The sequence below is a fragment of the Microbacterium halotolerans genome (assembly GCF_003569805.1).
GTDB classification, from domain to species: domain Bacteria; phylum Actinomycetota; class Actinomycetes; order Actinomycetales; family Microbacteriaceae; genus Microbacterium; species Microbacterium halotolerans.
Genome location: NZ_KZ984053.1, coordinates 117,243 through 129,589 on the forward strand (window position 1 = coordinate 117,243; position 12,347 = coordinate 129,589).

General features: G+C 69.7%; 10 protein-coding genes. 6 read left to right on the forward strand and 4 right to left on the reverse strand.

What is annotated here, in order from left to right:
- The 3 genes from DZG09_RS16915 to manA all read right to left on the reverse strand — a co-directional run.
- Positions 1–1,482: glycosyltransferase (locus DZG09_RS16915; RefSeq protein WP_476738595.1), on the reverse strand; the 1,482-nt coding region annotated here is incomplete at its 3' end.
- Positions 1,483–1,558: 76 nt separating this feature from the next.
- Complete coding sequence (locus DZG09_RS12630) at positions 1,559–1,879, reverse strand: WhiB family transcriptional regulator (RefSeq protein WP_119698114.1); 321 nt, start codon at positions 1,877–1,879, stop codon at positions 1,559–1,561.
- Positions 1,880–2,018: 139 nt separating this feature from the next.
- Positions 2,019–3,161 carry a mannose-6-phosphate isomerase, class I gene (gene manA / locus DZG09_RS12635; protein WP_119698304.1) on the reverse strand — a complete coding sequence of 381 codons (1,143 nt, stop codon included), beginning with the start codon at positions 3,159–3,161 and terminating at the stop codon, positions 2,019–2,021.
- Between the two features lie 80 nt (positions 3,162–3,241).
- Between manA and DZG09_RS12640 the strand changes: the two genes are divergently transcribed.
- From DZG09_RS12640 to DZG09_RS12650, 3 genes are all read left to right on the forward strand, one after another.
- Positions 3,242–4,699: an O-antigen ligase family protein gene (locus DZG09_RS12640; protein ID WP_119698115.1), complete on the forward strand. Its 1,458-nt coding sequence runs from the start codon at positions 3,242–3,244 to the stop codon at positions 4,697–4,699.
- The gene (locus tag DZG09_RS12645; RefSeq protein WP_119698116.1) at positions 4,696–6,009 is read left to right on the forward strand and encodes an O-antigen ligase family protein; all 1,314 of its coding nucleotides are present in this window, start codon (positions 4,696–4,698) and stop codon (positions 6,007–6,009) included. The genes DZG09_RS12640 and DZG09_RS12645 overlap by 4 nt, the downstream gene beginning before the upstream one ends.
- 150 nt (positions 6,010–6,159) lie before the next feature.
- Positions 6,160–7,152 (forward strand): glycosyltransferase family 2 protein, encoded by a 993-nt coding sequence (locus tag DZG09_RS12650; RefSeq protein WP_119698117.1) that lies wholly within the window; start codon positions 6,160–6,162, stop codon positions 7,150–7,152.
- Between the two features lie 6 nt (positions 7,153–7,158).
- On the opposite strand, the gene DZG09_RS12655 is transcribed toward DZG09_RS12650, so the two are convergent.
- Positions 7,159–8,394: an MFS transporter gene (locus tag DZG09_RS12655; RefSeq protein ID WP_119698118.1), complete on the reverse strand. Its 1,236-nt coding sequence runs from the start codon at positions 8,392–8,394 to the stop codon at positions 7,159–7,161.
- 160 nt (positions 8,395–8,554) lie between these two features.
- On the opposite strand from DZG09_RS12655, the gene DZG09_RS12660 reads away from it, so the two are divergent.
- From DZG09_RS12660 to DZG09_RS12670, 3 genes are all read left to right on the forward strand, one after another.
- Positions 8,555–10,039 (forward strand): adenosylhomocysteinase, encoded by a 1,485-nt coding sequence (locus DZG09_RS12660; protein ID WP_205529172.1) that lies wholly within the window; start codon positions 8,555–8,557, stop codon positions 10,037–10,039.
- Positions 10,036–11,376: an amidohydrolase family protein gene (locus DZG09_RS12665; RefSeq protein WP_240424018.1), complete on the forward strand. Its 1,341-nt coding sequence runs from the start codon at positions 10,036–10,038 to the stop codon at positions 11,374–11,376. Before DZG09_RS12660 ends, DZG09_RS12665 begins: the two co-directional genes overlap by 4 nt.
- Positions 11,377–11,497: 121 nt before the next feature.
- Positions 11,498–12,346 carry an ABC transporter substrate-binding protein gene (locus DZG09_RS12670; protein WP_240424021.1) on the forward strand — a complete coding sequence of 283 codons (849 nt, stop codon included), beginning with the start codon at positions 11,498–11,500 and terminating at the stop codon, positions 12,344–12,346.
- Position 12,347 lies beyond the last annotated feature (1 nt).

A 12,347-nucleotide genomic window follows, 5' to 3' on the forward strand; every position in this document is an offset into this window, starting at 1 on the left:
CGCCCACGGCAGCAGCAGGTGCGCCAGCACGGCAGCGGGAAGTCCCGCAGTGAGCGCAGCGAGGAATGTGGGTGCGAGCGCGTAGGCGATGCCGACGAACACCCGCACGCCGGCACGATCCGAGACCCGCGTCGCGGCGAACCAGCCGCCGAGCACGGCCAGCGGGATCGCGAGGATCCACAGCACGATCATCATGAACGAGGGGGCGACCGGCCAGACCGACCCGATCAGTGCCACCAGCGCCGAGAACGGATCGGCTGCCGTCACCTCGTCGAGGCCCAGCGGCCGCTGCCCGTACAGCGCCCCCCGCCACAGCCCGCCGACCGTGTCGCTCAACGGCAGCAGCGCGCCGCCGCCCAGCGCGGGCCACGCGAGGAGCGAGAAGAACGATCCGACGCTCACGACGAGACCGCCGAGCACGGCCCATGCTCCACCGCCGGAGAAGAACCCGAGATCGTCTTCCCGCACGGGATCGACATGTCCGTCGTCGTAGCGCTCGCGCAGCTGCGCGGCGCTGGCGCGCAGCGGATCGACCTGAGACCATCCACCGGAGCGGAACCGTCGGATCCGCCCGCGCGATCGTGCGATGCCGGCGAAGCGCACGAGCACGGTGAAGGCCGCCGCCCATTCCACGAGCACGCGCCTCGGACGCTTCGCGACGAGGTCGACCATGGTGCGCCACAGCGCGAGGGGAAGCAGCAGAAGCCAGTGCAGCGGCACGGCGAGCGCCGGCGCGTACGCGAACCTGCGGTGCAGCTGCGCCGTCCGCACGGCGTAGGCGCGCCTGATCGCACCGCGAGGCAGATCGCCCTCGCCGCCGGCCGTCACCGCGATGCGCGCCGCGGGGGCGAGAGCGACGCGGCCGCCGGCCAGGCGCGCACGCACGCCGAGGTCGAGGCCTTCGTCCGCACCGCCCAGAGCAGGATCGATGACGAGAGCCTGACGCTGGTCGGCGCGGATCAGCAGGCCCCGGATGTCGGCGCCGAGTACGTCATCGTCCGTATCGTGCTGACCCTGGTCCATCTCGCCGTTCGCCAGCGGCACCATCCTGCCGAAACGGGTCATGCTGACCCCGAGCGAGACGATCCGCGACGGGTCGTCCGCGTCGACGAGCTTAGGTGCGGCAATCGCGACGGACGGGCCCCGTTCGAGCGCGCCGGCGAGTGCCGCGACGGCGCCCGGCTCCGGTACCGTGCCCTGGCTCAGCAGCCAGATCGACCGGTCGGCGGGAATCTTCTCATCGGCGAGCGCCACCGCTGCGGCGAAGCTCGTGCTCTCGGGGGACTTGATGATGTTCGTCGCGCCGCCGGTGCGCGCGATCTCCTCGAGGTCCTCGATCTTCCCGCAGGCGACGATGGTCACTGCATCGAGCGTGCGGGACTGGGCGCGTGTCGCCTCGAGTGCACGGCGGAGCTGATCCGCGGCCGTGGCAGGGGATCCGGTCGCGCGCGCGACGACGATGGCGTGAAGAAGAGCCGACATGACGTCGTCAGCCTAAGCGTGCGTACGCCGGATGCTCAGGCGCACGCGCCGGGCGGCGCGCTCGCCGAGCGGATTCTCAGCTGGCGCGGCGTTTCAGCTTGCGTCGCTCCCGCTCGGACAGGCCTCCCCAGATGCCGAACCGCTCATCGTTCTGCAATGCGTACTCGAGGCACTGCTGACGCACCTCGCACGACGTGCAGACGCGCTTGGCGTCACGGGTCGAGCCGCCCTTCTCCGGGAAGAACGCCTCGGGGTCGGTCTGCGAGCACAGAGCGTCGGTCTGCCAGGCGAGGGCTCCGTCGTCGTCGGGAGCCGGCTCACGAACCCCGGGGACGCCGAGATCGACCGGATCGACGAACCAGTCCTCCGGAACTTCGGATCGGTACGAACCTGTCATAGCGCCTCCCCCTCATGTGCGCTGCGATGGACGTGTGGACGCAAGTAATTACACCCGTGTCATTCGCGCAGGTCAAGTCGCTGACCTTAAACCCTCAACCCGCGATTGAGAGTTAATCGGCATACCGGCGTGTCGTGCGTCACACCCCCGGCTGCGCGACGAAGACCGTGCCGGAGCCGGAGAGATCGAGCAGGTCGTCCGGAGTCGCCAATGCGGCGCGCCCTGGAGAGAGTACGACCGAGGCGTCGCCCTGTGAGACCGTGACCTCGCCCTCGGTGGCGAGGACGATCCCGACTCCGGCCAGCGCGATCCGCGCGTCCGCGCCGTCCGACACGCGAGCGCGCATCAGGGAGAAGTCGCTCACGGGCGCGGGGAACAGCTCTACGCCGCGCGAGCTGCCGTTCGCCGACGTCGGCAGCACGACGGGAACGGGCCCAGGCGTCGCATCGATGATGCTCATCAGTTCGTCGACGTCGATGTGCTTGGGCGTCAGCCCCCCGCGGAGCACGTTGTCGCTCGCCGCCATGATCTCGATGCCGAGCCCCGACACGTACGCGTGCAGCAGACCGGCACGCAGGAACATTCCCTCGCCCCTGCGCAGGATGACGTGGTTCATCAGCAGCGCCACGACGACGCCTGGATCGGACGGATACGCCTGCGCGATGCGTCGCGCATTCGCGAGGGTCGAGGCGAACTCCGTGGAGCGGGCGTCGGCCAACGCCCGGATGATCCGCTCGACGGTCTCCTGCGCGTCTCCGGAGAGGAGCCATCCGACCGCGGGCTTCAGCGACGCGTCATCCGGGATCCTCGCGATCAGCTCGTCCGCCGACCCTCCGAGCGATGCCAGCAGCCGTCGGCTGCCCTCGGCGTAGCGCAGCCCACTCAGCGCCTCGAAGCGATCGCTGAGCGCGACGATCATCTCCGGCTTGTGGTTGTCGTCCGAGTAGTTGCGCACCGCCCCAGGGATGAGCGCCGCCTCTCGGGCGTATCCCTCCTCCGCCTGCGTCTTCGATGGGTGCACCTGAATCGACAGCGGCGAAGCGGCGGCGAGGATCTTCAGCAGATACGGCAGTCGCCCGTCGAGGCCGTGTTCCTCGCCCTGCTGTGCCGTCCAGGCGTCGAGCGGGGTGCCGTCGTCGAGTTCGGCGGGGTCGGAGGGATGATCGCCGAACCACACCTCGGCCTCCGGACCGGCCGTCGCCGGCCTGCCCTCGAGTTCGGCGATCAGGGTCCGCGAGCCCCACGCGTAGTCACGCGGGGCGTTCGTCAGAGTCGTCAGCACGTGCGCCAGGATATATCTGCAGGGGCGGCGCGTCACACTCGGAGCTCCTGAAAACTCCGCGCGCTACGCTGAAGCACACGATGGCCCAGCTCACGCGTCACCAGATCGCGCCGGTACCGACCGCCCCGGCCAGAGAGGCCACGGGGCGGATCGCACTGCGGGCGCTCACCGTCCTCCTGTTCTTCTCCGCATTCGCGCACACGGCGCTGTGGAACCTGTTCAACGTCGGGTCGCTCACCGTGCTCGCCGTGCTCGGCCTCGCGACGCTCGCCGTGTGGATTCCGCTCATCGCGCGCCCCGAGCGCCCCGACGGCTCCGACCAGCGGGTGCACGTCGCTCCGCTGGCGTGGCGACGGCTGCCGTGGGCCACGCTGGCGTACATCGTCCTCGCCGGAGCGTCCATCGCGTGGTCGCAGTGGCCTGGCGCGTCGGCCCAGACGTGGGGACTGCTGATCGGCACCACCGTCCCCGCCCTGTTCGTCGCACACGTGCTGACCTGGAGCGAGCTGCTGCGCACGATCGAGCTCGCGCTGAAGTGGGTCGTCGGACTTTCGGTGCTGTTCGAGCTGTGGGCTGCGTTGATCGTGCGCGGTCCTGTGGCTCCCAACTTCATCGAGATGCCCGAAGATCCGGACCCGCAGATCTATTGGACGCGCGGCGATCTGTTCGATCTCGACGCACGCGTTCAGGGCATCGTCGGCAACGCGAACGTGCTCAGCATCGTCTGCCTGATCGCGATCATCCTGGTCGCCGTGCGCCTCGCAGCGCGTCAGCGGCATCGCCCCCTGCAGGCCGCATGGCTCGTCGTGGCCGCAGCGCTGTATCTGCGCGCCGACTCCGCCACGGGCCATGTCGCCTTCGCAGTCGCGGTCGCCGTCGCCGTCGCCGCGCTCCTGATGCGGCGCATCACGACTCGCACAGGTCGCACCAGACTGTACGCGCTGGTCTTCGGCGCGACAGCGGCGGCGATCATCGCCGTCGTCCTGCTGTGGGACAGGGTCACCGACATCCTCGGCCGCAGCGACGGTCTCAGCGGCCGCGACGATATCTGGGCCGACGTCATCGAGCGCGCGAGCGCGCATCCGGTGTTCGGGAACGGCTTCGCGACCCCGTGGGTGCCGTGGGACGACGCGTTCCGAGGTTGGATCGTCGACCACGACCTCACGGTGTTCCACGCGCACAACATGTGGATCGACGTATTCCTTCAGCTCGGCTTCGTCGGCGTGGCCGTCGCTCTGGTCGTCTTCGCGGCCGCCGCGTGGCGGGCGTGGTTCTTCGCCGTCGACAGGCCGAGGTGGGACCTCGAAGCGAACCGGCCGTACACAGCGCTGTCGCTCGCGCCGCTGCTCATCATGGCCGTCCTGCTCACGCAGGGCCTGACCGAATCCGGCCCGCTGATGCTGTGGGGCTGGATGCTCATGGTGAGCCTGACGTTCCGCATCAAACTGGCGCCCGTCGTCGGCATCGGCGCGGCAGAGTCGCCGCGGGGCGTGCCGTCGTACGCTTCACCGACCGTCCTCGGCACCGCTCCGCGATGATCCGCCTGCTGCGCGCTCGACTGATCGACCTGCTGGGTTCGGCGGACTTCGCGCGTGTGTATACGCTCACCGCCCTCGGTACCGCGCTGGCGGGCTTCGCCATCAAGCACATCGCATCCGCCTGGACGCTGTACTCCATGATGGCCGGCCTGGCCGTCGTCGGCGCCGCCATGCTGTGGGTGCGCCGGCGCGAACTGACCCTGATCGGGTTCGCCCCGACGATGCTGCTCGGCTTCGTCCTGTGGGCACTGGTCAGCGTGGCGTGGGCGTTCGACAGGTGGGAGTCGTTCACCGGATGGCTGGAACTGCTCTGCTACGCCTTCGTCGCGGTCACGATCGCCCAGGTGCGAGACACCATGCAGATCGTGCGCGCCCTCGGCGACGTGCTCCGCGCTCTGCTCGGCCTGTCGATCGCGCTCGAAGTGCTGGTCGGCATCCTGCTGGACACGTCCTTCCCGCAGCTGGCGATGCCGGGCGACATCGCCTTCCTCGGTCCGATCCAGGGCGTGTTCGGCACCCGCAACATGCTCGCCTTCGTGGCGATGATCGCGATCGCGACGTTCTTCGTGGAGTGGCGCCTGCGCGCGGTCGCTAAGGGCGTCGCCGTGGGATCGCTCGTCCTGGCCGGCGTGTCAGCCGCTCTGTCCGCCTCGCCGACCGCACTCGTTCTCGCCTGTGCACTGGCAGTCGCACTGTCGGTCCTGCTCCTCATCCGGCGCGCGGAACCGAGGAATCGGCTCGACGTGCACCGCGCTCTCGGCATCGGCGTCGTACTGCTCGGCGCGGTCGCGTATCTGTTCCGCGAGCGCATCTTCGAGACAGTCAACGCCGCCACTGCCCTCGCCAACCGATCCGCGATGTGGAGCGAGGTGCTGCGCTGGGTGGAGCGCCGCGCGATCCAGGGCTGGGGCTGGTACGGCGACTGGCTGGACGAGCCCTTCCCCTTCCGCACCATCAACTTCCTGATGGGAGCACCGCACGAGTCGGCGCTGAACGCATATCTCGACGTCACGCTGCAACTGGGCGCGGTCGGGCTCATCCTGTTCGGCGGCATGTGCGCGCTCGCGTTCGCTCGCAGCTGGGTGATGGCCAGCGAGCGGCGCTCCGACGTGTACCTGTGGATGCCGCTGATGCTCACCGTCATCCTGGTGACATCTCTCGCCGAATCGTTCACGCTGGAGGGCCCCGGGTGGCTGCTGCTGGTGCTGTGCATCGTGACGGCGGGGCAGGCCAGGTCGTGGCGCACGCTGATCCTCGACAGGCAGGACATGCCTGAGCCCCTCCCGCCGGACGACCGGCACTCCGGGTGACTCAGCGATGCCACACGCTCAGCGATTAGGCTCGAACCGCCCGACCTTCCGAACCGGCGCACCGGCAGAGGCTGTCTCGTGACTACGGTGCGGCAATCGACCGCCTCGCCGGGGGAGCAAGTCGTGGCGCGAGAGCTTCGAGGAACTGAAATGACCGCACACAGCGAAAGAGCACACCGAGTGAGTGAGACCTTCGACCCCGCCAGCGCCACGATCGCCGTCGTCACGTTCAACCGCTCGACCCTGCTGGCACGCCTGCTCGAATCGATCGGCCGGATGGACCCGAAGCCCGGCCGTGTCATCGTGATAGACAACGCCTCCGGCGACGACACCGGCGAGGTCGTGAAGAGCTTCTCCGACACGATCGGCACTGAGCTCGTCTACCGCAGGCTCGAGGAGAACACCGGCGGCTCCGGCGGCTTCAGCGAGGGCGTGCGCGTGGCCTACGAACTGGGCAGCGAGTGGATGTGGCTGATGGACGACGACGTCGAAGTGCTTCCGGACGGGCTGTCCCGGATGGGCGCATGGGCGCCGCGGTACAAGAGCATCCAGGGGCGCAGGTACGACTACGACGGCAGCGAGTTCTACTGGCAGTACCGGGTGTCGGTGCCGCTCGGCATCCCGATTCCGTTCGCGCCGGCCGCGTTCGACGCACGCGGCTACCGCCCGATGAACTCCGGCTGCTTCGAGGGCATGTTCATCCACCGCTCGGTCGTCGAGAAGATCGGTCTGCCCGACCCGCGGTTCTTCATCTACTGGGACGACACCGTGTACGGCTGGCTCGCCTCGCGCCAGACTCGCAGCGTGATCGTGAACGAGTTCGTGCTGCGCCGCACCCGCGAGATCAAACAGTGGGACATGGGGCGGCGGCATCTGAACGCCTCGAGCGACATGTATCGGTACTACATCATGCGCAATCGCGGCATCATGAAGCACTACTACGCCGCGCACGGCAAGTACTCTCCCGTCTACTTCGCCATCGGCACCGCAGCGACGTTCGTGAAGGAGCTCATCCGAGTCACGATGGTCGAGCGCGGGATCACGAGGAAGGGGATCGCCAACCTGTGGCGCGGTATGCGCGACGGGCGCAGGATCGCCCGAGACGAGACCTTCGAGGTGATGGCACCGCTTACAGCGCGGTGACCGCGCTCAGCGGCGGTTCAGCGCGGCGTTGACGACGGCGGCGGCGAGCACGATCGCCGCCGCCGCCAACGGGAGCCCGAGCGCCGGCGTCGTGCCTGTCCGCTCTGAGACCTCTCCGGCGACGGCCGCTCCGATCGACTGGCCGACGATCAGGCTCGAGCCGATCATGGTCATCACGGTGGCAGAGCGCCCCGCCGGGGCATGGGCCGCCCCGAAGCTGTAGATCGTCACGAGCACGGGACCGACGCCGAGGCCGACCAGGCCGAATGCCACCGCCATCGCCGGGAGATCGTCTGCGCTCCACACCAGCAGGCTGCCCGCAGCCATCACCGCGGCGAAGACGACGAGCCTCCAGCGCGGAGCGAACCAGGTCGGCATGATCGACACCGCGAGGGCGAGTGCCGCGGAGCCGACGCCCATGATGCCGTAGAGCATCCCGGCGCTCTCGCCGGAGCCGAGATCGGTCATGAAGGCCGTCAGCGCCGTCATGCTCGAACCGAAGAAAGCGCCGACACCGAGCATGCCGCCGACGACGACGACGATCCGGATGGCGAACAGCTCGCGTACGGAAGACGCAGGGCGACCGTCCGCTCCGCGTCCTTCGCCCTCCCTGCGCCCCGTCGGGTGCAGCGCGAACGCGATCACGAACACGACCGTGAGCACCGCCGCAGCGACGAGCGGCGCCCACGGCGCAAGGCCTGCTGCCAGCACGCCGACGACGAAGGGGCCGAACACGAAGACGGTCTCATCCGCCGCCGATTCGTAGGACATCGTCGACGACACCGTGCGCGAACGGCGATCAGGGCGGATCCGACGGTCGATCACGCCGACGAGCCGCGCTCGGGACATCGGCGCCACCTGAGGCGCCGTCGCTCCGATCCCCGCAGCGGTGGCGATCACCCACATGAGGTGCGCGTCGCTGTAGACGATGAGCACGAACGCGATCATCAGCGTCGCATGGGCGATCGCCGCGGCCGTCAGCACTCGCCGCTGCCCGAAGCGATCGGCCGCCGCGCCGAGCAGCGCACCGCAGCAGGCTGTCCCCACTCCGACGGCCGCAGACGAGAGCCCGCCTGCCGAGATCGATTCACGCGCAGACGAGACGATCGTGAGCACGCCGACGATCATCATCGCGTACGGCAGCCGCGCGACGAACGCGACGACGAAGTACGGCAGGCCGACGGCCTGCAGCAGGGATGGAGCCGGATCGACGTCAGGCTCTGTGCGCACGGCACCGGTCATGGGCTGCCTCCATGGTGGGTGCCGCCGTTGCCGCAGCGCGGCCGGTAGATGCACGACTCGAGTTCGCACCCGGCGACGACCGGACACAGCCTCCAGCCTAGTATCGGGTCCTGGGTACCGTACCCAGCGAGATTCCGGTCGCGTTTGGCACGATGGCCTGGTGACCGATCCGTGGGCAAGCGCTGAGCGCCTCATCAGGGGCTTCGCCCGCGACACCAACCTGCTCGTCGCCGGACGCGGCGCCCGGGTGACGGGCGACGGCCCAGTCGTCGAGGCTCTGCGCGCGCAGCTGACCGCACTCGGCGCGCGGCTCGTCGATCGGGACGGGACGCTGACCGCGCCCAGCGTCGAGTTCGACCTGCGCGCTGGAGGTGCACGCGTCCTCGTCGACGGAACGGACGTCCCCGACCGCGGTGACGCATCGGGGCGCATCGGCTTCGCAGGCAGCCACATGCCGGTCTCGCGCAGAATCGCCGACGGTCTCGCCGCCTCGGGCATCGTCCGGGACCTGAGGATCGGCGTGGCGATGGTGCTGGAGCCCAAGACCGCCCAGCTCGCGCTGATGCTGCGCGACGCGGGCGCCGACGTCGCCGTGTACGCCCACCCGGATGAGACGGATCCGGATGTCGCCATGGCTCTGCGCTCGCGCGGCATCGTCGTCGATGCCGACGAAACACTCTCGGGAGCGGCCGAGCGCGGCGCAGCACTCGCGTTCCTGCGCCGCGGCTTCGATGCGCTCCTCGACGACGGATCGCACCTGATCCGGCTGGCCCACGAGGCCGCACCGGATGAGGTCGCCTCGTGGATCGGCGCGAACGAGGAGACGACAAGCGGGCTGACACCGCTGCGCGCCATGGAGCGGGCAGGCGAACTGCGCACGGCCGTGATCGCCGTCAACGACGCGCAGATGAAGACCCGCTTCGACAACCGATACGGCACGGGGCAGTCGTGCGTCTTCGCCATCGCCGATCTGCTCGACGAGGCGGGGATCTCGCTGCGTGACCAGCCTGCGACCGTCATCGGCTACGGCCCCGTCGGACAGGGTGTCGCCGGGCACCTGCGTGCGCTCGGCGCCGAGGTGCGCGTGGCCGAGCTCGATCCGGTGCGCGCCCTGCGCGCCGCGCACGACGGCTACGAGACGGGCCGGGCAGCCGATCTCGGCCGTGGAGCGCTCGTCGTCTCGGCGACCGGCGCCGCAGGCACGATCGCCGGCGAGCTGCTCGAGGGGGCGGCCGTCGTCGCCGTGGCGGGCGGCGTGCCAGGCGAGGTCGATCTCGCAGGGGCCGACCTCGAGCCCGTTGTGCTCGAGGGCGCCGCAGTGCCGCACATCGATCGGCTCCGCCCTTCCGGAGCGCTCGTGCTCGACCGCGGCGGCTGCATCAACATCACCGCAGCGGAGGGCAATCCGATCGAGATCATGGACTGGTCGTTCGCCGTGCAGCTGGCAGGGCTGGAGCATCTCGTGCGCACGCGCCCAGACATCGGCGTGCACTCCTTTCCGGAGGAGGCGGATGCCGCAGTCGCGCGCGCCGCGCTCGCGGCCAGAGGCACGACCGTCGACCGCCGGACGGCGGACGACGGCACCGCGTCGGAGGCCGAATGGCGCTCTCCGCGCTTCCGAGACGCCACCGAGGAGCCATCGTGACGGGTCGCAGCAGGATCACGATCTATTCCGCATCGCTGGTGATCCCGATCACCGCCCCGCCCATCCACGACGGTGCGATCGCCGTGCGGGACGGGCGCATCCTGCACGTCGGGGAACGCACCTGGGTCAGGCACCTGCTCGCCGACCGCGAAACCACCGAGCTGCACTGGCACGGCGTGCTGATGCCGGGCCTCGTGAACGCGCACTCGCACCTGCAGTACACGGGGATGGCGGAGGTCGGCCGCGGGCGGTACGCGGACTTCGACGACTGGGCCTCCGCGTTCGATCCGATCTACGAAGCCGGCCACGACTGGGCGGCCGACGCTGCCGCAGGCGCCAAGATGATGCTCGCGGCCGGTACGACGGCCGTCGCCGACATCGTCACGGACGCCGAGGCGGCGAGCGTGCTGCACGACGCCGGTCTCGGCGGCATCACCTACTGGGAGGTGATGAGCTGGTCCAATGCCGAGTGGACGCGCACCGGCCGGGCCCAGGTGGAGCACGCGCTCGACGCGCTCCCCTCCCCTCCAGGCACGGGACTGTCGCCGCACGCGCCGTACTCACTCGATGTCGAGCCTCTGCTCGAGATCCCCGACATCGTGCGCGAGCGCGGCAGCAGAATCCACCTGCACCTGGGAGAGGCCGCGTTCGAGCGCGAGTTCGAGCACGAGCACACCGACCCCTGGTACGGCATGGGCCTCGGCAGCTTCCGGGAGCTGCGCGACGCCGGCTTCGGAACCGGGGCGACCGAGTTCGTCGACCGCCTCGGTGTGCTCGGGCCCGACTGCCACGTCGCGCACGGCGTCTACATGACGGCGCGCGACCGCGCGATTCTGCGCTCCCGGGGCACGAGCGTCGCCCTGTGCCCGCGCTCGAACGCCGTGATCGGGCTCGACGAACCTCCTGTGGCCGCCTACCTGTTCGAGGGCAGCCCGATCGCGGTGGGCACAGATTCGCTCTCGTCGAGCCCATCGCTCGACCTGATGGCGGACGTCGCCGCCCTGCACACGATCGCCAGATCGCAGGGATACACCAGCCGCGATCTTCCCGAGCAGCTGCTGCGTGCCGCAACACTCGGCGGTGCGCACGCCATGGGCATCGACGTCGGCCCGGAGCGCACCGGCTATCTCGCCGTCGGTGCTCTGGCCGATCTGGCCTTCTTCGACATCCCGGTCGCCTCAGTCGAGGACACCCTCGCGGCCCTCGTCGAGCACGGCACCGGCCGCGCGGCCGCCACGGTCATCGCCGGTCGGCTGCGCGCCGCCAGCGGCGAGTACACGGCACAGACGGGGGCGAGGGCCCGAGACGAGCTCGTGACGATCGATTCCGAGCGGTAGGGAACGGCCGCTGACCGCACCGGCGATGTCTCTTGATGTCGGCCGGCATGAAACGCCCACCCCATCTGATCTACTCTGGACATCGCGCGTTCGCGCGCCCCGCACAGCACAAGGAGCACCCGTGAACTCTTCGTCCCTCTCGCGCCGCATCGGCGCTCTCGCCGTCGCTTCGACCGCGGCCTTCGCCCTCGCCGGCTGCGCATCCGGCGGTGACGACGCCGCAGAGCAGTCTGGCGACGACGGGATCACGACTCTCACGCCCGGCATTCTCACGGTCGCGACCGGCGAGCCCGCATACACGCCGTGGGTGGAGGACGACGATCCCGCAAGCGGTGAGGGCTTCGAGGCAGCCGTCGCCTATGCCGTCGCGGAGGAACTCGGCTTCGCCGACGACGAGGTGGAGTGGGTCAGGGCGAGCTTCGAAACATCGGTGACGCCCGGGCCGAAGGACTGGGATCTCAATCTGCAGCAGTTCTCCGTCACCGAGGAGCGCAAGAACGCCGTCGACTTCTCGTCGCCGTACTACACGACGTCGCAGGCGGTCATCGCCACGGCCGACTCCCCCGCGGCCGACGTCGGCAGCGTCGCCGAGCTGGACGAGCACAAGGTCGGCGCGTCCGTCGGTTCGACCAGCTACGCGATCGCCGACGCCGAGCTCGAGCAGGAGGTGGCCACCTTCAACTCGAACGAGGACGCCGTGCTCGCGCTCTCCAGCGGCCAGATCGATGCCTTCGTGATCGACCTGCCCAGCGCCTTCTACCTCACCGGCGCCGAGATCGACGGCGGCGTGATCATCGGTCAGTTCGCCGACACATCCGGCGGCGACGAGCTGGCCTTCGTGCTGCCGAAGGACTCCGAGCTGACCGGGGCCGTCACCGACGCCGTCGACGCACTGCGCGAGGACGGCACTCTCGCCGAGCTCGAGCAGGAGTGGCTCGCCGACGCGGTCGACGTGCCCGTTCTCGACTGAT